At 61.2% G+C, this 23,076-nt stretch carries 34 protein-coding genes and 1 pseudogene; 32 read left to right on the top strand and 3 right to left on the bottom strand.

Going from position 1 to position 23,076, the window contains the following annotated elements:
- From tuf to rplQ, 29 genes and pseudogenes are all read left to right on the top strand, one after another.
- Positions 1 to 124: pseudogene (gene tuf / locus JWQ90_RS28955) on the top strand (elongation factor Tu); the annotation flags it as partial.
- Between the two features lie 93 nt (positions 125 to 217).
- Positions 218 to 532: a 30S ribosomal protein S10 gene (gene rpsJ, locus JWQ90_RS28950; protein ID WP_072895552.1), complete on the top strand. Its 315-nt coding sequence runs from the start codon at positions 218 to 220 to the stop codon at positions 530 to 532.
- Positions 533 to 546: 14 nt separating this feature from the next.
- Positions 547 to 1,182 (top strand): 50S ribosomal protein L3, encoded by a 636-nt coding sequence (gene rplC / locus JWQ90_RS28945; RefSeq protein ID WP_299698572.1) that lies wholly within the window; start codon positions 547 to 549, stop codon positions 1,180 to 1,182.
- Between the two features lie 12 nt (positions 1,183 to 1,194).
- A complete protein-coding gene (rplD, locus tag JWQ90_RS28940) occupies positions 1,195 to 1,800 on the top strand; it encodes a 50S ribosomal protein L4 (protein ID WP_299698571.1) in 606 nt (201 codons plus the stop codon).
- 35 nt (positions 1,801 to 1,835) lie between these two features.
- The gene (gene rplW / locus JWQ90_RS28935; RefSeq protein WP_366919627.1) at positions 1,836 to 2,138 is read left to right on the top strand and encodes a 50S ribosomal protein L23; all 303 of its coding nucleotides are present in this window, start codon (positions 1,836 to 1,838) and stop codon (positions 2,136 to 2,138) included.
- Positions 2,139 to 2,183: 45 nt separating this feature from the next.
- On the top strand, positions 2,184 to 3,020 hold the full coding sequence (gene rplB / locus JWQ90_RS28930) for a 50S ribosomal protein L2 (protein ID WP_299698569.1): 837 nt from the start codon (positions 2,184 to 2,186) through the stop codon (positions 3,018 to 3,020).
- Between the two features lie 93 nt (positions 3,021 to 3,113).
- Positions 3,114 to 3,386, top strand: coding sequence for a 30S ribosomal protein S19 (gene rpsS, locus JWQ90_RS28925; RefSeq protein ID WP_299698568.1), 273 nt, complete (start codon positions 3,114 to 3,116; stop codon positions 3,384 to 3,386).
- Positions 3,387 to 3,395: 9 nt separating this feature from the next.
- On the top strand, positions 3,396 to 3,740 hold the full coding sequence (gene rplV, locus JWQ90_RS28920; RefSeq protein WP_299698567.1) for a 50S ribosomal protein L22: 345 nt from the start codon (positions 3,396 to 3,398) through the stop codon (positions 3,738 to 3,740).
- Positions 3,741 to 3,752: 12 nt separating this feature from the next.
- Positions 3,753 to 4,439 (top strand): 30S ribosomal protein S3, encoded by a 687-nt coding sequence (rpsC, locus tag JWQ90_RS28915; RefSeq protein ID WP_299698566.1) that lies wholly within the window; start codon positions 3,753 to 3,755, stop codon positions 4,437 to 4,439.
- Between the two features lie 42 nt (positions 4,440 to 4,481).
- Positions 4,482 to 4,895, top strand: a complete 414-nt coding sequence (gene rplP / locus JWQ90_RS28910) for a 50S ribosomal protein L16 (RefSeq protein ID WP_299698565.1) — start codon at positions 4,482 to 4,484, stop codon at positions 4,893 to 4,895.
- Positions 4,895 to 5,101 (top strand): 50S ribosomal protein L29, encoded by a 207-nt coding sequence (rpmC, locus tag JWQ90_RS28905; RefSeq protein ID WP_299698564.1) that lies wholly within the window; start codon positions 4,895 to 4,897, stop codon positions 5,099 to 5,101. Before rplP ends, rpmC begins: the two co-directional genes overlap by 1 nt.
- A gap of 4 nt (positions 5,102 to 5,105) precedes the next feature.
- Positions 5,106 to 5,411 (top strand): 30S ribosomal protein S17, encoded by a 306-nt coding sequence (gene rpsQ, locus JWQ90_RS28900; protein ID WP_299698563.1) that lies wholly within the window; start codon positions 5,106 to 5,108, stop codon positions 5,409 to 5,411.
- 19 nt (positions 5,412 to 5,430) lie between these two features.
- Positions 5,431 to 5,796: a 50S ribosomal protein L14 gene (gene rplN, locus JWQ90_RS28895; RefSeq protein ID WP_299698562.1), complete on the top strand. Its 366-nt coding sequence runs from the start codon at positions 5,431 to 5,433 to the stop codon at positions 5,794 to 5,796.
- A gap of 21 nt (positions 5,797 to 5,817) precedes the next feature.
- Positions 5,818 to 6,138 (top strand): 50S ribosomal protein L24, encoded by a 321-nt coding sequence (rplX, locus tag JWQ90_RS28890; RefSeq protein WP_299698561.1) that lies wholly within the window; start codon positions 5,818 to 5,820, stop codon positions 6,136 to 6,138.
- 114 nt (positions 6,139 to 6,252) lie between these two features.
- The gene (rplE, locus tag JWQ90_RS28885; protein WP_299698560.1) at positions 6,253 to 6,792 is read left to right on the top strand and encodes a 50S ribosomal protein L5; all 540 of its coding nucleotides are present in this window, start codon (positions 6,253 to 6,255) and stop codon (positions 6,790 to 6,792) included.
- 18 nt (positions 6,793 to 6,810) lie between these two features.
- Positions 6,811 to 7,116, top strand: coding sequence for a 30S ribosomal protein S14 (gene rpsN / locus JWQ90_RS28880; protein ID WP_299698559.1), 306 nt, complete (start codon positions 6,811 to 6,813; stop codon positions 7,114 to 7,116).
- 15 nt (positions 7,117 to 7,131) lie between these two features.
- The gene (gene rpsH / locus JWQ90_RS28875) at positions 7,132 to 7,530 is read left to right on the top strand and encodes a 30S ribosomal protein S8 (protein WP_299698558.1); all 399 of its coding nucleotides are present in this window, start codon (positions 7,132 to 7,134) and stop codon (positions 7,528 to 7,530) included.
- A gap of 52 nt (positions 7,531 to 7,582) precedes the next feature.
- Complete coding sequence (gene rplF / locus JWQ90_RS28870) at positions 7,583 to 8,113, top strand: 50S ribosomal protein L6 (protein ID WP_299698557.1); 531 nt, start codon at positions 7,583 to 7,585, stop codon at positions 8,111 to 8,113.
- Between the two features lie 74 nt (positions 8,114 to 8,187).
- Positions 8,188 to 8,544 carry a 50S ribosomal protein L18 gene (rplR, locus tag JWQ90_RS28865; protein WP_299698556.1) on the top strand — a complete coding sequence of 119 codons (357 nt, stop codon included), beginning with the start codon at positions 8,188 to 8,190 and terminating at the stop codon, positions 8,542 to 8,544.
- A gap of 3 nt (positions 8,545 to 8,547) precedes the next feature.
- Positions 8,548 to 9,063 carry a 30S ribosomal protein S5 gene (rpsE, locus tag JWQ90_RS28860; RefSeq protein WP_299698555.1) on the top strand — a complete coding sequence of 172 codons (516 nt, stop codon included), beginning with the start codon at positions 8,548 to 8,550 and terminating at the stop codon, positions 9,061 to 9,063.
- An 8-nt stretch (positions 9,064 to 9,071) separates the two neighbouring features.
- The gene (rpmD, locus tag JWQ90_RS28855; protein WP_299698554.1) at positions 9,072 to 9,275 is read left to right on the top strand and encodes a 50S ribosomal protein L30; all 204 of its coding nucleotides are present in this window, start codon (positions 9,072 to 9,074) and stop codon (positions 9,273 to 9,275) included.
- A complete protein-coding gene (gene rplO / locus JWQ90_RS28850; protein ID WP_299698553.1) occupies positions 9,275 to 9,712 on the top strand; it encodes a 50S ribosomal protein L15 in 438 nt (145 codons plus the stop codon). The genes rpmD and rplO overlap by 1 nt, the downstream gene beginning before the upstream one ends.
- A 38-nt stretch (positions 9,713 to 9,750) precedes the next feature.
- Positions 9,751 to 11,151: a preprotein translocase subunit SecY gene (gene secY / locus JWQ90_RS28845; protein WP_299698552.1), complete on the top strand. Its 1,401-nt coding sequence runs from the start codon at positions 9,751 to 9,753 to the stop codon at positions 11,149 to 11,151.
- Between the two features lie 70 nt (positions 11,152 to 11,221).
- Positions 11,222 to 11,335, top strand: coding sequence for a 50S ribosomal protein L36 (rpmJ, locus tag JWQ90_RS28840; protein ID WP_072895606.1), 114 nt, complete (start codon positions 11,222 to 11,224; stop codon positions 11,333 to 11,335).
- Between the two features lie 252 nt (positions 11,336 to 11,587).
- The gene (gene rpsM / locus JWQ90_RS28835) at positions 11,588 to 11,944 is read left to right on the top strand and encodes a 30S ribosomal protein S13 (RefSeq protein WP_299698551.1); all 357 of its coding nucleotides are present in this window, start codon (positions 11,588 to 11,590) and stop codon (positions 11,942 to 11,944) included.
- A 48-nt stretch (positions 11,945 to 11,992) separates the two neighbouring features.
- Positions 11,993 to 12,391, top strand: a complete 399-nt coding sequence (rpsK, locus tag JWQ90_RS28830; protein WP_299698550.1) for a 30S ribosomal protein S11 — start codon at positions 11,993 to 11,995, stop codon at positions 12,389 to 12,391.
- A gap of 11 nt (positions 12,392 to 12,402) precedes the next feature.
- Positions 12,403 to 13,026: a 30S ribosomal protein S4 gene (gene rpsD / locus JWQ90_RS28825; protein WP_299698549.1), complete on the top strand. Its 624-nt coding sequence runs from the start codon at positions 12,403 to 12,405 to the stop codon at positions 13,024 to 13,026.
- A 72-nt stretch (positions 13,027 to 13,098) separates the two neighbouring features.
- Positions 13,099 to 14,085, top strand: coding sequence for a DNA-directed RNA polymerase subunit alpha (gene rpoA / locus JWQ90_RS28820; RefSeq protein ID WP_299698548.1), 987 nt, complete (start codon positions 13,099 to 13,101; stop codon positions 14,083 to 14,085).
- A 40-nt stretch (positions 14,086 to 14,125) separates the two neighbouring features.
- Positions 14,126 to 14,518: a 50S ribosomal protein L17 gene (rplQ, locus tag JWQ90_RS28815; RefSeq protein ID WP_299698547.1), complete on the top strand. Its 393-nt coding sequence runs from the start codon at positions 14,126 to 14,128 to the stop codon at positions 14,516 to 14,518.
- A gap of 81 nt (positions 14,519 to 14,599) precedes the next feature.
- On the opposite strand, the gene JWQ90_RS28810 is transcribed toward rplQ, so the two are convergent.
- Both JWQ90_RS28810 and JWQ90_RS28805 read right to left on the bottom strand, forming a co-directional pair.
- Complete coding sequence (locus JWQ90_RS28810) at positions 14,600 to 15,163, bottom strand: aspartyl/asparaginyl beta-hydroxylase domain-containing protein (RefSeq protein ID WP_299698546.1); 564 nt, start codon at positions 15,161 to 15,163, stop codon at positions 14,600 to 14,602.
- A complete protein-coding gene (locus JWQ90_RS28805) occupies positions 15,153 to 15,791 on the bottom strand; it encodes a sulfotransferase family 2 domain-containing protein (protein ID WP_299698545.1) in 639 nt (212 codons plus the stop codon). Before JWQ90_RS28805 ends, JWQ90_RS28810 begins: the two co-directional genes overlap by 11 nt.
- 481 nt (positions 15,792 to 16,272) lie before the next feature.
- Here JWQ90_RS28805 and JWQ90_RS28800 point away from each other — a divergent pair, with 481 nt between their 5' ends.
- Together JWQ90_RS28800 and JWQ90_RS28795 are read left to right on the top strand one after the other, a co-directional pair.
- Positions 16,273 to 19,158 carry a TonB-dependent receptor gene (locus JWQ90_RS28800; RefSeq protein WP_299698544.1) on the top strand — a complete coding sequence of 962 codons (2,886 nt, stop codon included), beginning with the start codon at positions 16,273 to 16,275 and terminating at the stop codon, positions 19,156 to 19,158.
- Between the two features lie 201 nt (positions 19,159 to 19,359).
- Entirely contained in the window at positions 19,360 to 21,054 is a 1,695-nt protein-coding gene (locus JWQ90_RS28795) for a tetratricopeptide repeat-containing sulfotransferase family protein (RefSeq protein ID WP_299698543.1), read from the top strand.
- A gap of 26 nt (positions 21,055 to 21,080) precedes the next feature.
- Here the strand turns inward: JWQ90_RS28795 and JWQ90_RS28790 are convergent, their stop codons facing one another.
- Positions 21,081 to 21,644, bottom strand: coding sequence for a 2OG-Fe(II) oxygenase (locus JWQ90_RS28790; RefSeq protein WP_299698542.1), 564 nt, complete (start codon positions 21,642 to 21,644; stop codon positions 21,081 to 21,083).
- A gap of 113 nt (positions 21,645 to 21,757) precedes the next feature.
- Between JWQ90_RS28790 and JWQ90_RS28785 the strand changes: the two genes are divergently transcribed.
- Complete coding sequence (locus JWQ90_RS28785) at positions 21,758 to 23,071, top strand: aspartyl/asparaginyl beta-hydroxylase domain-containing protein (RefSeq protein ID WP_299698541.1); 1,314 nt, start codon at positions 21,758 to 21,760, stop codon at positions 23,069 to 23,071.
- Positions 23,072 to 23,076 lie beyond the last annotated feature (5 nt).

The following is a 23,076-nucleotide window of genomic DNA, read 5'->3' as shown; positions in this document are numbered from 1 at the left end:
CGACAACATCAAGGTGACGGTTGAGCTGATCAACCCGATCGCGATGGAAGAGCAGGTGCGCTTTGCGATCCGCGAAGGCGGCCGCACCGTCGGCGCCGGCGTCGTCACCAAGATCCTCGCTTAAGTCTCGAAAAAAGCTTCACAAACCCCAGCGGCGCGCGTACAATCCGCGCCCCGCTGTTAGTTCCCACCGTTCTTTAAAGACTGAGACCTCAGTATGGCTGCCAGCCAATCCATTCGCATCCGGCTTAAGGCATTCGATCATCGGCTTATCGACAAGTCGGCGAAAGAAATTGTCGAGACCGCGAAGCGGACCGGCGCCGTTGTGCGCGGGCCCATCCCGCTGCCGACCCGCAAAGAGCGCTTCACCATCCTGGTATCGCCGCACGCTGATAAAGACGCGCGCGACCAGTACGAGATTCGCACCCACAAGCGCCTGATGCAGATCGTGGACCCGACGGAAAAGACCGTTGACGCGCTTTCCAAGCTCGACCTCCCCGCGGGCGTCGAAGTCCAGATCAAGGTCAACTAAGGCGAGATATAGACATGACGATCGCCATCATTGGCCGCAAGGCCGGCATGACCCGAATCTTCACCGAAGCCGGTGAATCGATTCCCGTCACTGTCATCGAATGCAGCCCCAACCGCATCACCCAGCTCAAGACCGTCGACACCGACGGCTACAAGGCTGTGCAGGTGACCGCGGGTGAAGTCAAAACCAGCCGCGTCAACAAGGCGCTCACCGGCCACTTCAAGAAGGCCGGCGTTGCTGCCGGTCGTCTGCTGCGGGAAATCCGCCTTGACGAGAGCGAAGGCGCTGACTTTGCTCCGGGCGGCGAAATCAAGGTCGACGCTTTCGACGGCATCAAGGCTGTCGACGTCACCGGCACCAGCATCGGCAAGGGTTTCGCCGGTGTGCAGAAGCGCTGGAACTTCGGTGGCGGCCGCGCCAGCCACGGTAACTCGCTGTCGCATCGCGCCCCGGGCTCGATCGGCCAGCGCCAGTCGCCGGGCAAGGTGTGGAAGGGCAAGAAAATGTCCGGCCACATGGGCAACAAGCGCGTCACCGCTCTCAATCTCGACCTCGTGAAGATCGACGTCGAACGCAACCTGCTCCTGGTCAAGGGCGCCGTTCCGGGTGCCGCCAACGGCAACGTGATCGTTCGCCCGACCGTGAAGTAAGAAGAACGACACATGGAACTCCAACTTCACAACAGCTCCACCACGGTCGCCGTCTCTGACGCGGTTTTCGGTGTCGAGTACAACCGCTCACTCGTGCATCAGATCGTGACGGCCTACCAGGCCGGCGGTCGTGCGGGTACCAAGAAACAGAAGACCAAGGGCGAAGTCCGCGGCGGCGGCAAGAAGCCGTGGAAGCAGAAGGGCACGGGCCAGGCTCGCGCCGGTTCGATCCGCTCGCCGCTGTGGCGCGGCGGTGGCGTGACCTTCGCGGCGGTGCCGCGCGATCACAGCCAGAAGGTCAACCGCAAGATGTACCGCGGCGCGATCCGCTCGATCGTCTCCGAGCTCGCCCGCAGCGGCAACCTGCTGGTCACCGAAACCTTTACCGTCGAAGCCGGCAAGACCAAGTCCCTGGTCGAGAAGCTGACCACGATCGGCCACAGTGACGTGCTGATCGTCTCAGAGAGCATCGACCAGAACCTGTATCTGTCGGCGCGCAACCTGCACCAGGTTGATCTCTGCGACGTGTCGGCTCTGGATCCGGTGACGCTGCTGCAGCACGACAAAGTGGTTATCACGACCGACGCGGTCAAGAAGCTGGAGGCCTGGTTGTCATGAGCAACATCGTCAATAACGCCACCAAGCCGGTGAAGCTGTCGAGCGAGCGCATCCACGCGATCATTCTTGCGCCGGTTGTCTCCGAGAAGAGCACCCGCGCCGCCGAAAAGCACAACCAGGCCGTGTTCAAGGTCCTGCGCGACGCCAAGAAGCCGGAAATCAAGGCGGCGATCGAAGCGCTGTTCAAGGTCACCGTCGAAGACGTGCGGACTTTGAACGTCAAGGGTAAGACCAAGCGCTTCGGCCAGAGCTTCGGCCACCGCAGTGCTTGGAAGAAGGCTTACGTCACGCTCGCCGCCGGCCAGGAAATCGACTTCCTCGGCACCGCAAGCGCCTGAATCGCGCGCAACAGCCAGCAAACGAAAGACTAGAGAGATAAGACCATGCCATTGGTCCAAATGAAACCGACGTCGCCGGGCCGTCGCCACCAAGTTAAGGTGGTAACTCCCGGCTTGTGGAAAGGTGAGCCGCACGCGCCGTTGCTCGAGAAGAACGGCCCGGCCGCTGCTCGCAACAACAACGGCCACATCACCGTCCGTCACAAGGGCGGCGGTCACAAGCAGACGTATCGCCTGATCGACTTCAAGCGCAACAAGGACGGCGTGCCGGCCAAGGTCGAGCGCGTCGAGTACGATCCGAACCGCACCGCGCACATCGCGCTGCTGTGCTACGCCGACGGCGAGCGCCGCTACATCATCGCGCCGCGTGGCGTGGTGGCGGGCGACACGCTGCTGTCGGGTTCGGATTCTCCGATCAAGCCGGGTAACGCGCTGCCGCTGCGCAACATCCCGCTGGGCTCAACCATCCATTGCATCGAGATGCGTGCCGGCAAGGGCGCGCAGCTGGCCCGCTCCGCCGGCGCTGCCGTGCAGCTGGTGGCTCGCGACGGCGACTACGCGACGATCCGCCTGCGCTCCGGCGAAATGCGCAAAGTGCACGCCGACTGCCGCGCCACGATGGGCGAAGTCAGCAACAACGAACACAATCTGCGTCAGTACGGCAAGGCCGGCGCCAAGCGCTGGAAGGGCATCCGCCCGACGGTCCGCGGTGTCGTCATGAACCCGGTCGACCACCCGCACGGCGGTGGTGAAGGCAAGTCCGGCCAGGGCAACCCGCATCCGGTTACGCCCTGGGGCCAGCAGACCAAGGGTCTCAAGACTCGTAAAAACAAGCGTACCGACAAGTTCATTATTCGCAGCCGTCACAAAGCGAAGAAGTAAGCCGTGAAGACCCGCAAGGATCATCAATTTTCTGGGCGCACGGATAAATTCATTATCCGTAGCCGTCACAAAGCGAAGAAGTAGGACTAGGCCATGCCGCGTTCAGTTAAGAAGGGTCCGTTCGTCGATCACCATCTCTCGAAGAAGGTGGGCGACATGCAGGGCAGCCGTGTGAAGAAGCCGATCAAGACCTGGTCGCGCCGTTCGATGATCACGCCGGATTTCGTCGGCCTGACCATCCAGGTTCACAACGGCAAGGCCCACATGCCGGTGTTCATCACCGACAACATGGTGGGACACAAGCTTGGCGAATTTGCGCCGACCCGGACCTTCAAGGGTCACGGCGGCGACAAGAAGTCGAGCTAGGAGATCGCCATGCATACTCAAGCCGTCCTCAAGTTCGTTCGTCTCTCCCCGCTCAAGGGCCGCCTGGTTGCGGACCTGGTTCGCGGCAAGAAGGTCGACGAAGCCCTGAACATTCTCAAGTTCTCCAACCAGCGTGCCGCCGGCCTGATCAAGAAGGTTCTTGAATCGGCTATCGCCAACGCGGAGAACAACAACGGTGCCGATGTCGATGAGCTTCGCGTTGCGGAGATCTTCGTCGACGGTGGTCCGGTGATGAAGCGCATCATGCCGCGTGCCAAGGGCCGCGCCGATCGCATCTCCAAGCCGACCAGCCACGTCACCGTCCGCGTCTCCGACGAAACGAAAAAGAAGTAAGCGAGAAACCTTATGGGCCATAAAGTCAATCCGAATGGGTTCCGCTTAGGGATCACCACCCAGTGGACTTCCAACTGGTATGCCGAGCGTCGCGCCTATGGCGAGAACCTCAACAAGGACATCCAGGTCCGTGAGTTCCTGCGCAAGAAGCTGGCGAGCGCCTCCGTGTCGAAGATCCAGATCGACCGTCCTGCCAAGTCGGCGCGCGTGACGATCCACACGGCTCGTCCGGGCATCGTCATCGGCAAGAAGGGCGAGGACATCGAGAAGCTGAAGCAGGAAGTCGCTGCCAAGATGGGCCTGAAGGCCGACAGCGTTCACATCTCGGTCGAAGAAATCCGCAAGCCGGAACTCGATGCACGCCTGATCGCCGAGTCCGTCGCCCAGCAGCTCGAGCGCCGCATCATGTTCCGTCGTGCGATGAAGCGCGCGGTGCAGAACGCGATGCGCCTGGGTGCGGGCGGCATCAAGATTCAGGTCGGCGGCCGCTTGAACGGCGCCGAAATCGCACGTACCGAGTGGTATCGCGAAGGCCGCGTTCCGCTGCACACGCTGCGCGCGATGGTGGACTACAACACCGCCGAAGCCAAAACGACCTACGGGATCATTGGCGTCAAGGTGTGGGTGTTCACCGGCGAGACTTTCGAAGCCGAGCGTCCGGGCAAGAAAGAAGAATCCTTTGAGCCTGCCACCGCTTAAGTCGCAACTCGCGCTACGGTCTTAATTTAGGAGTTCGCTGCCATGATGCAGCCCAAGAGAACCAAGTTTCGCAAGCAGATGAAGGGTCGCAACCGCGGCCTGGCGCAGAACGGCAACAAGGTCAGCTTCGGTGACTTTGGCCTCAAGGCCACTGAGCACGGCATGATCACTGCCCGCCAGATCGAAGCGGCGCGTCGCTGCATCACGCGCTTCGCCAAGAAGGGCGGCAAGCTGTGGATCCGGATTTTCCCGGACGCGCCTGTCACCAAGAAGCCACTCGAAGTCCGCATGGGCTCGGGCAAGGGCAACGTCGAGTACTGGGTCGCCAAGGTGCAGCCCGGCAAGATGCTGTACGAGATGGAAGGCGTGACCGAAGCCGAAGCGCGCGAGGCTTTCGAGCTGGCCGCCGCCAAGCTCTGCGTCAAGACCACCTTCGTTCAGCGGACGATTATGTAATGAAGACCACCGACTATCTGAAGTCGCTGAGCGGCAAAGACAGCGCCGGTCTGAAGACCGAACTTGCGGCTCTGCGCCGCGAGCAGTTCAACCTGCGCATGCAGGGTGCCATGGGTCAGGCCAACCAGTCGCATCTGGCAGCCAACACGCGCAAGAAGATTGCGCAGGTCAAGACCTTCCTCACATCGCAGCAGAGCAAGGCTTGAAGTCATGAGCGAAGTCCAGAATATCGCCCCGAATAGCGCTGACACCAGCACGGCGACTGCCGAGCACAAAGAGCGCCGCATCGTCGGCCGCGTTGCCTCCAACAAGGGCGACAAGACCATCACGGTCGTCGTCGAGCGCACCGTGAAGCACCCGATCTACAACAAGATCCTGCGCCGCTCCACCAAGCTCTACGCACACGACGAAACCAACCAGTGCAAGGAAGGCGATCTTGTCGCCATCGTCGAGACCCGTCCGCTGTCGCGCACCAAGCGCTTCAAGCTGGTCGAAGTCCTGCAGACGCACGCTTAAGACCGCAGGAGAACTCGCCATGATGCAGCAAGAAAGTTTTCTCGTTGCCGCTGACAACAGCGGTGCGAAGACCGTGCAGGTCATCCAGGTCAAGGGCAGCACCTACCGCCGCTACGCCAACATCGGCGACCTGATCAAGGTCACCGTCAAAGACGCGATCCCGCGCGGCAAGGTCAAGAAGGGCGAAGTGCATGACGCCGTTGTCGTCCGCACCCGTCATGGCGTGCGCCGGCCGGATGGCTCGACCATTCGCTTCGACACCAACGCCGCGGTGCTGCTGACCGCCAAGGGTGAGCCGATCGGCACCCGTATCTTCGGGCCGGTCACGCGCGAACTGCGCGAGCACTTCATGAAGATTGTTTCACTCGCGCCCGAAGTCATCTAAAGCGCGGATCAGAGAACAGATATGAGCAAGATCAAGAAAGGCGACGACGTCATCGTCATCACCGGCAAGGACAAGGGTCGCCGCGGCAGCGTGTCGCGCGTGCTCGATGGTGCCCTGCTGGTCGAAGGCATCAATATCGCCAAGCGTCACACCAAGGGCAACCCGCAGGCCGGTGTCGCCGGCGGCATCGTCGAAAAAGAGATGCCGATCGACATCTCCAACGTTGCGCTGTTCAACAGCAAGACCGGCAAGGCCGATCGCGTCGGATATCTGTTTGTCGGCGAAGGTGCAGACCGCAAGAAGGTCCGCGTCTTCAAGTCCAGCAAAGAGCTTGTCGATTAATTGTTGATAAATTAAGGCACCAACATAGGTTTTCAGTCCCAGGCAGACCGGGCTCCAGCACAGCTGGAGAGATCGGAAGCCCGACCGGAAGCAACAACTGGAAACGAGTGAGTCATGGCTAACCTGAAACAGCAGTACAAAGAAAAGATTGCACCCGCGCTGAAGGAAAAGCTCGCCTGCAATGCGATGGCCGTTCCGCGCCTGTCGAAGATCACGCTCAACATGGGCGTGGGCGAGTCGACTTCCGACAAGAAGGTCATCGAGCATGCCGTCAAGGACATGATCGCGATCGCCGGCCAGAAGCCGGTGGTCACCAAGACCCGCATCTCGATCGCCGCGTTCAAGGTTCGCGAGAACTATCCGGTCGGTGTCAAGGTCACGCTGCGCGATGAGCGCATGTGGGAGTTCCTCGAACGTCTGATCGTCGTCGCGCTGCCGCGTATCCGCGACTTCCGCGGCATCTCGCCCAAAGGCTTCGACGGCGCCGGCAACTTCAACTTCGGCATCACCGAACAAATCATCTTCCCGGAAATCGAGTACGACAAGATCGACACGCTCCGCGGCATGAACATCACTTTTACCACCACCGCGAAGACCGACGCCGAAGGCCGAGCCCTGCTCGAAGCTTTCAGCTTCCCCTTCCGCAAGCAATAAGACCGAGCGAGACCCAACATGGCCAAGAGAAACATGATCGAGCGCGAAGCCAAGCGCACGAAGCTGGTTGCCAAGCTCGGCAAGAAGCGCGAGACGCTGCGGGCACTGTCGATCAGCCCGACCGCCTCGTACGACGAGAAGCAGGCCGCCGCGGTGGCGCTGCAGAAGCTGCCGCGCGATTCGAGCTACACCCGTCAGCGCAACCGCTGCGCGATCACCGGCCGTAGCCGTGGCGTGTATGCCAAGTTCGGCCTCGGCCGTCACAAGCTGCGTGAAGCGGCGATGCGCGGCGAAGTGCCGGGCCTGAAGAAAGCCAGCTGGTAAGGAAAGAGCAATCTCATGAGCATGACTGATCCCGTTGGCGACTTCCTGACCCGCATCCGCAATGGTCAGCAGGCGCGCAAGAAGCAGGTCACCGCGCCGGCGTCGAAGCTGAAGTCCGCGATCGCCCAGGTGTTGAAGGACGAGGGCTACATCGCCTCGTTCGAGACGGTGGATTCCGGCGCCGGCAAGAAGACCCTGGCGCTGACGCTGAAGTACTACGACAACAAGCCGGTGATCGAGCGGATCGATCGCATCAGCAAGCCGAGCCTGCGCGTGTACAAGGCCAAAGACGAGCTGCCCACGGTGCTCGGCGGCCTCGGCATCGCCATCATTTCGACGCCGAACGGCGTGGTCACGGACAAGGCAGCTCGCGCTGCCGGGCAGGGCGGCGAAGTGCTCTGCATCGTCGCCTAAGCCACCCGTCGCAATAATCGACGAATCAATAGAATCAGTAGGACGAGAAACCATGTCCCGTGTAGCTAAAATGCCGGTGGTGATCCCCGCCGGCGTCACCGTCACCAGCGAAGCTGGTGTCGTGACCGTCAAAGGCGCCAAGTCGACGCAGACCGTGACGCTCGCGTACGGCATCGTCGTCGACATCGCCAATGGCGAAGCCGTCATCAACGCCGAGTCGGTGAAGACCAATGCGATGCAGGCCGGCACGATCCGCGCGCTGCTGAACAACGCCGTCACCGGCGTGACCAAGGGCTACGAGCGCAAGCTGCAGCTCGTCGGCGTTGGTTATCGCGCCTCGGTCGCCAACAAGAAGGTCAATCTGCAGGTCGGCCTGTCGCATCCGGTGGATCATCCGATCCCGGACGGCCTCAACGTCGTTTGCCCTACGCAGACCGAAATCGTCATCACCGGTGCCAGCAAGCACATGGTCGGCCAGCTGGCCGCCCAGCTGCGCAGCTACCGTCCGCCAGAGCCGTACAAGGGCAAGGGCGTGCGGTATTCGGATGAGAAAGTTGTATTGAAGGAAGCGAAGAAGAAGTAAGGCCCCGCGCCATTGCGCATTAGCCCTACTGTTATTGACTCTTCCCACTATTGAGAAGTACCGAGCCTCACGCCATGAAAGACAAGAAGCAAGTTCGCCTGCGTCGCGCACGCCGCACGCGTTTCAAGATCCGCGAGTTGGGCGTGTTCCGCCTGGCGGTGCACCGCACGGCTGGCCACATCTACGCGCAGATCATCGCGCCGAATGCCGGCGAAACCGTGGCCTCTGCGTCGACCGTCGAGAAGACCATCGCCGAGGGCCTGAAGAGCACCGGCAATGTGGACGCCGCGAAGAAGGTCGGTCAGCTGATCGCCGAGCGTGCCAAGGCCGCCGGTATCACCTCCGTCGCATTTGATCGCGGCGGGTTCAAGTATCACGGTCGCATCAAGGCGCTGGCCGATGCCGCGCGCGAAGCCGGTCTGGAGTTTTAATTCATGGCAACCAACTATCAGTTCGACGATTCCCAGAGCGGCGGCGACTTCAAAGAGAAGCTGGTCACCGTCAACCGCGTCAGCAAGACGGTCAAGGGCGGTAAGCAGTTCGCCTTCACCGCGCTGACGGTTGTGGGCGACGGCGCCGGCCGCGTCGGCTTCGGTTACGGCAAGGCGCGCGAAGTGCCGCAGGCCATCTCCAAGGCCATGGATCAGGCGCGCAAGAACATGATCATGGTGCCGCTCAAGGGCCTGACCCTGCAGCACGAGATCTGGGGCACGCATGGTGCCACCAAGGTGTTCATGCGCCCGGCGTCCGACGGTACCGGCGTCATTGCCGGTGGCGCGATGCGCGCGGTGTTCGAAGTGGCCGGCGTGCAGAACGTGCTCGCCAAGTCCTTCGGCTCGCGCAACCCGATCAACATGGTTCGCGCCACGTTGGATGCGCTCAAGCGCATGAACATGCCGTCCGAAATTGCCGCCAAGCGCGGCAAGACGGTCGAAGAACTGCTCGCTTAAGGAATGCCATGAGCACACCCGACAAACAGTTCCCGCAAGTGAAGCTAACCCTGGTTCGCAGCCTGTTCGGCCGCCTGAAGAATCATAAGGCATGCATCCGCGGTCTCGGTCTGACCCGCATGCATCAGAGCGTGGTGGTTGCTGCCACGCCGGAAAACATGGGCATGGTCAACAAGGCCGCGTTCATGCTGAAGATTGAGGAAGTGGTCTAATGAAGCTCAACGACATCAAGCCTGCAGCAGGCTCCAAGGTTGCCCGCACCCGTGTCGGCCGTGGCATCGGTTCCGGCCTGGGCAAGACGGCTGGCCGCGGTCACAAGGGTCAGCGCGCTCGCAAGGGTGGCCGCGGCAAGGTCGGCTTCGAAGGCGGCCAGATGCCGATCCAGCGTCGTCTGCCGAAGCGCGGCTTCAACAGCCCGCTGGTCAACAAGACCGCTGAAGTGCGCCTGTCCGAGCTGATGAAGCTGAAGTTCGAAGGCGTGATCGATCTGGCCGTGCTCAAGGTTGCCAACGTGGTTCCGGCGATCTGCGAGCAGGCCAAGGTGATCAAGTCCGGCGAGCTGAGCCGCAAGATCGAACTCAAGGGCATCCTGGTCACCAAGGGCGCGCGCGAAGTGATCCTGGCGGCCGGCGGCAGCATCGCGGAATAAGCAGTCCTTCGTTAGCGACCAGCCAAGCACAAGGAAATATGGCCAAGACCCCCGCCAGCGCAGGCATGGTGCCGGACCTCTCCAAGATCGGGGAAGTCCGCGGCCGCCTGCTGTTCCTGCTGGGCGCCATCGTGGTCTACCGCATCGGCAGCTATATCCCGGTGCCGGGCATCGATCCGCGCCAGCTCGAGCAGCTTTTCAGCAATACGCAAGGCTCGATCCTGGACATGTTCAACATGTTCTCGGGCGGCGCGCTGCATCGTCTGTCGATTTTCGCGCTCGGCGTGATGCCGTATATCTCGGCCTCGATCATCGTGCAGTTGATGGCCGCGGTCGTGCCGCAGCTCAAGGAGCTGAAGAAGGAAGGCGAGTCCGGCCGCCGGCAGCTGACCAAGCTGACGCGCTACGGCACCCTGGGCCTGGCGATCTTCCAGTCGATCGGCGCCGCCACCGCGTTGCAGAAGAGTGGTGTGGCGATCTCCCCCGGCTTCGGTTTCGTGTTCACCGCGACGGTTTCGCTGGTGACCGGCACCATGTTCCTGATGTGGCTGGGTGAGCAGATCACCGAGCGCGGCATCGGCAACGGCATGTCGATGATCATCTTCTCCGGCATCGTTGCCGGCCTGCCGCCGGCACTCGGCGCGACCGCGCAGCTGGTCTCCGAGGGCTCGATGTCCGGCCTGATGGTGATCGCGGTGATCCTGCTGGTCGCCGCCGTGACCTGGGGCGTGGTGTTCGTCGAACGCTCGCAACGCCGGATTCCGGTGCACCACGCCCGGCGTCAGCAGGGCCGCAAGCTGTTCGCGGCGCAGACCCAGCATCTGCCGCTAAAGCTGAACATGGCCGGCGTGATTCCGCCGATCTTCGCGTCGTCGATCATCCTGTTTCCGGCGTCGATCGTGCGCTTCTTCGGCGGTGAGCAGGGCGGTGGCTTCCTGCAGCAGCTGGCGAATGCCTTGTCGCCGGGTCAGGCGCTGCACAGCGTGCTGTACGCAGCGCTGATCATCTTCTTCTGCTTCTTCTACACCGCGCTGGTGTTCGACTCACGCGAAACCGCGGAGAACCTGAAGAAGTCCGGTGCCTTCATCCCCGGCGTGCGTCCCGGTACGCAGACCGCCCGCTACATCGACCAGGTGCTGACGCGCCTGACCGTTGCCGGCGCGATCTACATCACCCTGGTGTGCCTGCTGCCGGAACTGTTTATCGCCTACTGGAACGTGCCGATCGCTTTCGGCGGCACGTCCCTGCTGATTACCGTGGTCGTGGTGATGGATTTCATGGCGCAGCTGCAGGCGCATCTGATGTCGCATCAGTACGATGGCCTTCTGAAGAAGGCCAACCTGAAGACGCTCGGCAAGGGCGGCGAAGGCAAGCCGGGCGCGCGCGCGCTGGGCCGTTCGGAAACCAAGAGCCTGAGTGGTTCGGGCTCGCAACGTTGATTCCGGTCCGGCAACGGGTCTGAGTCGTCGCATTCAATAGTTGCATTCATTTGTAGGTTAGAGGTTCGTCATGAAAGTCCGCACGTCCGTTGGCAAGATCTGCCGCAACTGCAAAATCGTCCGCCGCGCCGGCGTTGTCCGAGTGATCTGCTCGGACGCTCGCCACAAGCAGCGTCAGGGGTGAGCCACGTGAAGAGTGCCTTGAATGGCACTCTTCACGTGGCGAACGCCCGGCCAGTGTTTGGCACAGGCGAGGCGTGACCCGATGTCACGCCGAGTTAGCCGAACACGGCCGGGCCGGGCTCTCGAGTCGGAGCCTCCGTCGCGCCAGGGATGGCTTCACCCGCTCTTCAAGGCGAAGCTTGTAGCTGTTGCTTAAGTTCTGTATGATTCGCGCCCTTTTCGCGCGCCCCGTTCTTTAGGAGTTACCAGCGTCATGGCACGTATCGCCGGCGTCAATATCCCGGACAAGAAGCACACCGTCATTGCCCTGCGGGCGATCTACGGCATCGGCGCGACTCGCGCGAAAATCATTTGCGCGGCCGCCAAGGTCAAGCCGGAAGCCCAGGTCCGCAACCTGACGGAAGCCGAGCTGGAATCGCTGCGCGTCGAGATCGGCCGCTTCTCCGTCGAGGGTGATCTTCGCCGCGAAGTCTCCATGAGCATCAAGCGCCTGATGGACCTGGGTTGCTATCGCGGCACGCGTCATCGCCGCGGTCTGCCGGTCCGTGGCCAGCGCACCCGCACCAACGCCCGTACCCGCAAGGGTCCGCGTCGTGCGATCAAGAAGTAAGCTCATTTTTCGCTACTTAATTAATTCAAGAACCGAGTCTGCTGCCTAATGGCTACTCCGAATGCTGGCGCCGCTAAGGCCCGCAAACGCGTCAAGAAGAATGTTTCCGACGCCGTTTGCCATATCCATGCGTCGTTCAACAACACGATCATTCTGATCACCGATCGACAGGGCAATACCCTGTCGTGGTCGACCGCCGGCGCCGCCGGTTTCAAGGGCTCGCGCAAGTCCACGCCGTTCGCGGCGCAGGTGGCCGCGGACAAAGCGGCGCAGGCTGCTGCTGAACATGGCGTCAAGAACGTGGAAGTGCGCGTGAAGGGCCCCGGCCCGGGCCGCGAGTCCGCAGTCCGCGCGCTCAACGCTGCCGGCTTCAAGGTCACCAACATCACGGACGTGACGCCGATTCCGCATAACGGCTGCCGCGCGCCCAAGCGCCGCCGCGTCTAAGAGATAAGATCATGGCTCGTTATATTGGCCCGAAGTGCAAACTGTCCCGCCGTGCCGGTGGCGTCGACCTTCTTCTGAAGGGGCGCGGTCGCTCGCTGGATACCAAGTGCAAGCTGGAAACGCCCCCGGGCCAGCACGGCGCGCGCAAGCAGCGTCTGTCTGACTACGCGACCCAGCTGCGCGAGAAGCAGAAGCTGAAGCAGATGTACGGCCTGCTCGAAAAGCAGTTCCGTAACTACTACTACAAGGCGACCAAGACCAAGGGCGCCACCGGCCTGAACCTGTTGCTGGCGCTGGAAACGCGCCTCGACAACGTGATCTATCGCATGGGCTTCGGCCGCACGCGTTCGGAAGCGCGGCAGCTGGTCGGCCACAAGGCCGTGCTGGTCAATGGCAAGTCGGTCAATATTCCGTCTTACCAGGTGCAGGTCGGCGACGTCGTCGCGGTTCGCGAGAAGTCGCGTGCCCAGAGCCGTATCGCCGAATCGCTGTCGATCGCCGCCCAGATCGGTTTCCCCGAATGGCTGGAAGTCGACGAGAAGGGCCTGAAGGGTACCTTCAAGACCCTGCCGAGCCGCGACCAGATCGTTCCGGACATCAACGAGAACCTGGTCGTCGAGCTCTACTCGAAGTAATCGCTCGCTCGCCGTTGGTATCGTTTCGGTTTTTTCTACTGCGAACCCTGGTTCGCAGATCGAGGTACACAAATGCAGGGTTTCGTCGCTGATTTGCTCAAGCCGCGTCTGGTCGAAGTCGAAGCGGAGTCCGCCTCGCGGGCCCGCGTTTCTCTGGAGCCGCTGGAGCGTGGTTTTGGCCACACGCTGGGTAACGCCCTGCGCCGCATTCTGCTTTCGTCGATCCCGGGCGCCGCGATCACCGAAGTGCAGATCGAAGGCGTCGTGCACGAATACAGCTCGATCGAAGGCGTGCAGGAAGACGTCATCGACATCCTGCTGAACATCAAGAACATCGCCATCCGCATGCATTCGCGCGAAGAAGCGACGCTGCGCCTGGAAAAGTCGGGCAAGGGCCCGGTCACTGCCGCCGACATCAAGCTCGACCACGACATCGAGATCGTCAACCCGGATCTGGTGATTGCCAACCTGACCGGCGGCAAGCTCAACGTCAGCCTCAAGGTCACGCGTGGCCGCGGCTACGTGCCGGCCGCTGCGCAGCGCGGCGCCGAAGACAGCAGCACCGCCTCGGTCGGCGTGCTCAAGCTCGACGCCTCGTACAGCCCGGTTCGCCGCGTCAGCTACAGCGTCGAGCGGGCTCGCGTCGAGCAGCGCACCGATCTGGACAAGCTGATCCTGGATCTGGACACCAACGGCGGCATCGACCCGGCCGAAGCGGTCCGCCTGGCGGCCCGCATCCTGCGCGACCAGCTCGCCGTGTTCGTCGACCTCGAAGCCGAGACCACCAGCACCTCGCTGCCCGGCAAGAAAGAGCTGTCGCCGATCCTGTTCCGCCCGATCGACGATCTGGAGCTGACCGTGCGCTCGGCCAACTGCCTCAAGGCCGAGAACGTGTACTACATCGGCGATCTGGTGCAGCGCACCGAGACCGAGTTGATGAAGACGCCGAACCTGGGCAAAAAGTCGCTCAACGAGATCAAGGAAGCCCTCAAGGCCCACGATCTCGACCTGGGCATGAAGCTCGAGAACTGGTCGGCACCGAAGTCGTCGGTCAACTAAGCCTGCTGACCCACAGCACTTACACGCTAAGGAAAGAAACATGCGTCACGGTAATTCAGGCCGCGCTTTCGGCCGCACCAGCAGCCATCGCAAGGCGACGATGCAGAGCATCGCAGTTGCGCTGTTCAAGAACGAGCTGATCCGCACCACGGTGCCGAAGGCCAAGGAGCTGCGCAAGCTCGTCGAGCCGATGATCACCCGTGCCAAGGAAGACGGCGTGGCCAACCGCCGCCTGATCTTCTCCCGCCTGCGTGATCGCGACGCGGTGACCAAGCTGTTCACCGACATCGGCCCGCGCTTCAACGCCCGCCCGGGCGGCTACACGCGCATCATGCGCTGCGGCTTCCGCCCCGGCGACAATGCGCCGATGGCGTATATCGAGCTGGTTGATCGCAAGGTTGGTGGCGAAGCTGCCGGTGCAGCAGCCGAATAGAGCTTCGCTTTTCGTCGGACGTGGTTAATTGGGCGCCTTCGGGCGCCCAATTCGTTTCTGGGCACCGAAGCAGGGATTGCCTCAAATGGCCGTGTCTTCGTAATACTCGAAGATCAAATGAATACGCTGGGTGTCGCCAGCGTTGTGTACGGCATGGGGGCCAAGGTTGTTCACCTCGTAGGCTTGCCCCACTTCAAAGTGGTAATTGTGCGGGTCGACATAAAACCGAACCTGCAGGTTCGTCACGATCGGCACATGGATCTTGTGGGGCCAGCTGGCTGCTGGTGCCGAGTCAATATGGGGCTTGATGACGCCGCCGGCGGGCATTCGTGCCAACATTACCCTTGGGAATACGCCCTGGGCATAACCGTAGGGCTTGCAAGCCTGGCGTAGCACCGGTTCCAGGCGATCCTTCCACTGGAGCCACAACGACCGATCGTGGGAATAACGCCAGTCATCCAGGCTATCGACGAAGCGGAAGACGATGTGTTTGGTGCCGTAGAGTTCTTCGAACCTGTTCGGCTTGGCCGCGTTCTCAAGGGACCAAATCTCCTCTGGGATCGCGAGGATATCGTCACGAATGGCGCTGATATCGACTGGCCCCAAAAATCTGACCGATGTGGTTTTACGACGATCAGCTTGCATGGCGGTCGAACTCGTAGCCGAACAGTTCCAGGTCGCGGCGATAGATCTTTCCGACGCTGTCGATCAGGTCGCGGTCGTAATACTCAGGCCAAGGACGATGCTCCGAGCTATTCGCGCGGGTTAGCGTCTCTTTTGGGAGGCCCAGGCGATCGGTGATGATGTCATATGACAGCTGCATGGTCTCGTTGCGTCCAACGTAGTCCATCGCGACGTGCCCAGTGTCGTCGACGATAAATTCATGCTGAGGCCTGCACAAAAGATGGGCGAGTAATCCGTCGCTGCTGATGACGTGCTTCATAACGGCGCGCGGCTCGATTTTGAACTCGTCGCCGCTGCGAGTCATGAACGCGCAGTACGAGACGAAGCGCTCATAGGGGTTTCTTACAAACGCAAACTTCAGATACTGGTTGAACGTGGCGTCGCCCAGAACGGGCCGGATCTGTCGTGCGCTGATGTGGCCGTGCCGAATGCCGGCAAACTCAGGAAACGGAAAGCGCTTCTGCACAAACAATCCGACCTGTTCCAGGTCTTGATCGCCAGCATGCAACCTAAGGGCCTGCCGTACCGAATGGGTACCGGTCTTCGGAATGGCAAAAAAAATGTACTGGTGTTTGTGGGAGATGATCATAAAACGAAGGGCGAATAGTGGCTACTTCCAGCGTGACGGGAAGTTTACCAGCGCCCTTGCGCGACCGAGCGGCGAGGGAATACAAGCAAAGTGGGTGGCCGAACCGGGGTAACGACGATCATCTGTCGACCTTTTGTCGAGCATCTGCATGGATGACTCCAGATTAAATTGAACTAAATCACAAAAGCGTCAAAACCCTGTCTTTTGACATGTCAAGAGGATGGGTTTCTAGGGCTACTGGGGGAAAGTTCTCAGGCTGACTGGCACGTTAATGGCTCGTGACATCACGCCGTATGGACGTCTTTTAAGCCCTTCATGTCACTAGCGAAGTTTCGTCAATGCACTTTCTTGACGCATGTGACGCGCGTCGCTATTCTCGAACGGTTGCCAGGGCAGTGCGGGTCGGGCGCTGCTATAAATGCTTGTAAAGGTTAAATATTTAGCTGTTTTGTGGTCTGTCTCATCTAGGGAGAATTCTCAAATGAAACTCAGTGTAGAAGGCAAGTTGCGTCTTGCCGCTAGGACTGCGTTGCTTGCGGGTATGACCGCGGGCGCGCAGGGAGTGGTTTATGCGCAGACTGGGCCGGCTGCTGAGCCCAGCGATACACCGGCGGCTGAAGGATCCACCGACCTCGGTGCGATCGAAGTAACGGGTTCGCGTCTGCGTCGCGTCGACGCCGAAACCGCCAGCCCGGTTTACACCATCGACCGCGCCACGATCGAATCGCGCGGTATCGCCACTCTCGGCGAACTGCTGCAGGAAATCCCGTCGATCTCTGGCGCCGCGACCAACCCGCAGGTCAACAACGGCGGCGGTGACGGTGCTTCCACTGTCTCGCTGCGTGGTCTTGGTTCCGAGCGCACGCTGGCGCTGTTGGACGGTCGTCGCCTCGGCCCGTCGTTCGACGTCAACTCGATCCCGATCAACCTGATCGAGCGCGTCGAAGTTCTGAAGGAAGGCGCCTCAGCCGTTTACGGCTCCGACGCGGTCGGCGGTGTGGTCAACTTCATCACCCGCAAAGACTATGTCGGCGCCGACATCTCCTATCAGGCCGGCGAATCCGGCCGTAGCGATGGCCAGGCTCAGTCGGTCGAAGCCACTTACGGCTTCTCCAACGACAAGGGCCACGCGATCTTCGGTCTGAACTACAACAAGCAGAACCAGATCGGTGCCGGAAATCGCGAGTTCTCCAAGCACGCATTGTATTTCTACAAGACCTACGGTGCGATAACACTGGGTTCGAGCCGCACGCCGCAGGGCCGTATCTACGTGCCGTCCGCCACCGCCACTCAGCTCGGTCTGGTTAGCTCCTCGGGCGCTCCTTGCGGCTCGGTCACGCGCAAAGACGGTGCCTCCGGTTCATCCGCTTCCGACTACCGCTGCTACACGGGCGCCGATGCGTTCGACTATCAGCCGTACAACCTGGTCGAAACCCCGCAGGAACGTGGCAGCTTGTTTGCCGACGCTTCGTACAACGTCAGCGACTCGGTTGAGTGGTATACCGACGTGTTCCACAGCCAGACGACCTCGGGCTTCGTGATTGCTCCGCTGCCCGTCGACGCCAACAACGACGACATCATCATTTCGGCGGATAGCATCTACAATCCGTTCGGTGTGGATTTCGGCGGCGGCGGCAGCCAGTTCCTGACCCGTACCAAAGCGCTCGGCAACCGCTTCTCGCATGTCACCACCGTGCTGGATCAGATGACCACTGGCTTCAAGGGTGCGATTCCGAGCACGACCTGGACCTTTGACGCCGCCTTCACGCTGCAGCACACCGACCAGCAGGCCAAGGTTAGCGGCTACCTGGTTAAATCAGCGCTGCAGAGCGCGATCGGGCCGTCCTTCATCGCGGAAGACGGTACGCCGACTTGCGGCACCGAGGACGCGCCGATTGCCGGATGTACCCCGGTCAACCTTTTCAATCTCTCCGATCCGGCGAACCAGACGGCCCTGGCTGCGATCACGTCCGGCTATGAGAATCATTTCACCGACACAACCCGTATTTACGAGGTGAACGTCAACGGTGACCTGTTCACTTGGCAGGGCGGCACGATCAAGGCCGGCATTGGCGCCGACTATCGTGAAGAGTTCGCCAAGACCGATGTGGATGAGCTGACCGAAGCGCAGGCGCCGCTGTTCCTGAACTGCGCGCTGGCCCAGGAAACCTGCTCGGGCGATTCGGCCGGCAACGACAAAGTCAAGGAGCTCTACGGCGAAATCTTCGTGCCCCTGCTCCAGGACATGCCGTTCGCCAAGGCGCTAAACGTCTCCTTCGGTATCCGTTACTCGGACTACGATAGCTTTGGTAGTACGACGAACAGCTCGGTAAAGATGGAATACCGTCCGTTCAACGACTTGCTGGCTCGCGCCAGCTACGCCGAAGTGTTCCGTGCGCCAACCATCGCCGACCGTTTCGGAGCACCTGCTTCGACCGCCGCGCTGTTCAGCGATCCTTGCACGCACCTCACGAATCAGGCCTTGGCGGCGAATCCGAATCTGGCGCTGGCTTGCGAGAACGTGACGGCGGTCGACGGTCCAATTACGGACGAGAATCCGGGCTTTGTGCCGGAAAACTCTCAGGTTAGCGGTGTACTGAAGTCCAACGAGGACCTCAAACCCGAAACCGGACATGTGCTGACCTATGGCCTGGTCTACGATCCGCACTTCATCCGCAATCTGTCGGCCTCGGTTGATATCTGGCACTACAAGGTGAACCAGGCAATCGCGTCTCCGGATGTGAATGTCATTGCTGATACCTGCGCTTCCACCGGTAGCGAGGAATTCTGCAGCGAGATTCATCGTCGCGACAACGGGCAGATTCAGTACATCGATCTGCCGACGACGAACGTGGGCTTCTTCGAAACCGATGGCGTCGATATGGGCCTTAAGTACAGCATGCCCAAGACTCGTTTCGGCTCGATCCGCGCCAGCGTCGACTCGACCTACACCGACAAGTTCAAGTACAGCCTTGGTGAAGGCGTTCCGACGACGAATGCTGCGGGTCGGTTCGATCCGACCTTTGGCAACTACGCTCGCTGGCGTGCCACGTCGTCAGTGAGCTGGGCACTTAATAGCTTCGAGTTCCTATGGTCGACCCGCTTCATCTACGGTCTGGATATCACCAACAGCGAAGTGGCGACAGTCGACGGCAATCCGATTCACATCCCGTCGATCATCTACCACGACTTTGCTGCCGCTTATACCTACGAGCCGACTCGCACCAAGCTCACGCTTGGTGTCCAGAACGCTTTCGACAAGCAGCCGCCGCTGTTCTACCAGTTCGTGCTGAACGCGAACACCGACGTCAACACGTATGACACGGTCGGTTCGTTCTTCTACGCGCGCTTGACGCAGAGCTTCTAAGTCACGTAGTACTGCTGTAGTTTTACAAGGCCGCGCGATCTGATCGCGCGGCCTTTTTCTATGACCGACCCCAAAATACTTGCGGAACAGGCGATCTCGGCGCTGAATCAGGGCGAGCTCAAGCTCGCCGAACGGCGGGCGCACGAAGCTTATCGGCTAGCACCTAGTCTTCCATTTGTTCTAATCGCCTACGGCGCGGTCATGAACGCACGTGGCACTTACGCGGCGGCGACCAAGGCGTTCCGGCGTCTGACCCAGTTGGAACCGCGTGCCGCAGTGCACTGGATGAATCTGGCGACGTCGTTACGCGCATCGGGCGCCCTATCGGAGGCCGCGCAGGCCTATGAACATGCTGCCAGGATCGGTGGTTGGACTGCCGAATTGCTTTACAACAGCGCGCTGCTCGAGCTTGAAGGTGGCCGCTATGAGGTGGCGCGCGAACGGCTCGGGCTCGCCGCGAAGGCGGCTCCGCTAGACTTTGAAATCAATTATCGCTATGCGCACCTGCTGACATCCTGCGCCGATATTGATGGCGCCTTGCTCGCTACGCAGCACTGGCGCCTCTGGCAGGACCCGAACCCGGAACTGCTCGCCAAGCTCGGGGCGCTACTGATGACCTTGAGCGATCAGCACTCTGCGGTACAGATTCTGGACAGTGTTCGCAATTCTCCGCCCCCGAGCCTCGAGTTCGAGTTGTCCATCATCAGCATGCTCGAGCGCACGAACTCACTGCATGAGGCGACGGAACGGCTGCAGAAGATCGAACACTTGTCCGTTGATGAGATCGGCGCGGAAATGCAGCAACGCCTGCTCGGTGTGCGGGCCAATATCGCCGCGCGCAATGACCGGCCGGACGAGGCGATCACGCTGTATCGGCAAGCACTCTGTGTGGCGACGCAGCCGGACGAGCAGCAGGATTTCCTGTTTCCGCTGGCCAAGGCGCTGGACGCGAAAGGCGACTATGAAACCGCAGCCGAAGTCGCCGCCAGGGCGCATGCATCGCAGATGGCGTTTCTCGATCTGACATCGCCAATTCCCGCCGATAGTTCCGGTACGGTGCTGGCGATCGCCGACTACAGCTGTGATCCAGACGATGTGGCGCAATGGACCGAGCCGGCACCGCCGGTCGAGGCCGACAGTCCGGTTTTTATCGTCGCGTTTCCGCGCTCGGGCACGACCCTGCTCGAGCAGGTGCTCGACGCACACCCCGATTTGAAAACGATGGACGAGCAACCGTTTCTGCAGGAGGCGTTGGCGCGTCTTCAGCAGCAAGGGGCGCTGTATCCGGAGAAGCTCGCCAGCGTGCAGCCGCACGAATTGGCCGAGGCACGGAGGCACTACTGGGCGCTGGTCGCGACCAAGCTGCGCCTGTCGCCGGGCCAGCGGCTGCTCGACAAGAATCCGCTGAATATCCTGCGGCTGCCGGCGATCCGTCGATTGTTCCCTAACTCACCGATCCTGCTGGCAATCCGCCATCCGTTCGATGTGATCACCAGCAACTATTTCCAGCACTACTGGGCGCCGGCCTACTCGCGGCTGTGCCGCGATCTGCCCACGTTGGCTCTCGGGTATCGGCGCACGTTCGATTACTGGTATCAGCAGGAGGCGCTGCTCAAGCCCAAGGTGATGGAGATCTTCTACGAGCGTTTCGTCTCCGATTTCGAGGCGCAGTCGCGTGCGATCGCCGATTTCGTTGGGTTGCAATGGCATGACGCGATGCTAGAGCCGGCCAAGCATGCAAGGGGCAAGAGCTACATCAGCACGCCGAGCTACAGTCAGGTGATTGAGCCTGTGAACCGCAAAGCGGTGGGCCGCTGGCGCCATTACGAGCGCCACCTGATGCCACTGCGTGAACAGATCGCGCCACTGCTTGATCGCTGGGGATACGAAGCCTGAGCGGCTTCGGCAACATCGCGAAAACCTTAAAAAAGCAGGTAAGTGGACAGAATGTATTTGTCACCGGATATCGGCGGCAGGCCCGCGTGCTGGAACATCCAGTAGGGCGGGAACATCAGCAGGCTGCCGCGCCGCGGAGCGATCTTGACGCCCAGCGCCGGGAACTCGGTCTCGCCGCCTTCGGCCACGTCGTTCAGGTACCACAGCAGCACCAGGTATCGATTTGAACGCTCGTTGAGCGAGTCGAAATGCAACTGGAAGTTCTCGTCGCGGCCCGGCTGATAGCGCTTGATCGTCAGCTCGTCGAGCTTCGCGCTATTCGGTATCGGGATGCTCAAACCGGTATCCCGGTTGTAACGGCCCAGGCCGAATGTGATCTTCTGCCGCAGCTTGCCGAGCAGTGCGGCATCCGCGATGCGCGTGATGGTGAGTTCGGTCCACGCGCTGTCTTCGAGCCCGGAGCGATGCCCGCGGCCATTGAGTTTGCGCAGATGACTCAGCGAACCGAACGAGGCCACCAACTGATCACACAGATCGGCTGCGAGGTCGCCATCGTAGACGCGAATATAATTGGCGAGCTGGGTATTCATACCCACAATTATGCAGTGGACATCCCTTGTCCAATTATGCAGTGGACATCCCTTGTCCGCCGCCAGGCTTGCCCCCAAACTTGGCGTCAGCATCTGTCGATACAGGCTCTGTCATGGTCGCCGCGACCCTATCCCCCGCTGTCGCCGAATCGCTGCTCACTGCGCGAGCGCTGCTGACGGCTGGGAAATTCGTCGACGCGGCGCGCGCCTACGAGCGCCTGCTCGGCGATTCGCAGATTGTCGGCCAGCCGCAGCTCGAAGCGCTGAACGCGCTGGCGATCATCTCGATGCATCGCGGTGATCTGGTTCGTGCGCGCCACTATCTGACGCAGGCCCGCGACACGGCTCCGGACGATCTTCTGACCTTGAATCACCTCGCGCAGCTGGCGCAGGCAGAGGGCGACCGCGACCAGGCGATCGCGACTTACCGGCGCGTGCTGAAGATGCGTCCCGAACTGTATGCATCGCGGCTGTCGCTGGCTCAGCTGATCGACGAACAGGGCGATCAGGCCGCGGCGCTGCCGCATTATTTTCGCGCGATCACCGACGCGCAGCGCGCGGGCCGCTGGCTCAGCGAGCAGTCGACGCCGCCGAATTTGCGGCCACAGGTTCAGCAGGCGCTGGGGCTGGTCTATCGCGGCCGCCAGCGAATTTTCGGCGACATCCTCGCGCGGCTCGAATCGCGCTTCGGTCAGAGCGAAATGGTGCGTGTCTCCGGCAGCATCGAGTTGCTGATGGGTGACGCCCGCTATACGCCCAGCGACGCTCGCCAGCAGCCGAAGATCTATACCTTGCCCGATCTGCCGGTCGCGCCGTATCTCGACAAGCAGCTGGTACCGGAACTGCAGCAGCTCGAGGAACAGACGGCGCAGATTCGCGACGAACTGATGCAGGTGATGCACAGCGACCGTGGTCGCGAAGAAGTGTTCCGCGATCCGGCGCTCGCCGCCGCGAATCTGCGCAGCGATCGTGGTCAGGCCTCGTGGAAGGGCTACTACTTTTATCGCTACGGGGCGCGCAACCGGATCAACTGCGACGCGTGCCCGACGACGATCGCGGCACTCGACACGCTACCGCTGTGTCACGTGCGCGATCACGGTCCGGAAGTGCTGTTCAGCGTGCTCGATGCGGGCACGCATCTGCTGCCGCATCGCGGTGTCACCAATGCGCGCGTGGTCGGGCATCTGCCGCTGATCGTGCCGCCTGATTGCGCGCTCAAAGTTGCGGAGATCGAGCATCACTGGCGCGAAGGCAAGGCGGTGCTGTTCGACGACACATTTATGCACGAAGCCTGGAACCGCAGCGATCGGCTGCGCGTCGTGCTGATCTTCGATCTATGGCATCCGCAGATAACTGAACCCGAGCGCGTCGCGGTGACCGAAATTCTCGAAACGCTCGGCGATTTCAGCGCCGCTGCTGCCATTTGATCGCG

The organism is Hydrocarboniphaga sp. (genome assembly GCF_028291725.1).
In the GTDB taxonomy this organism is placed as follows: Bacteria; Pseudomonadota; Gammaproteobacteria; order Nevskiales; family Nevskiaceae; genus Hydrocarboniphaga.
The sequence above is the reverse complement of the archived record's forward strand: the minus strand, read 5'-3'. Positions and strand labels throughout refer to the sequence as shown.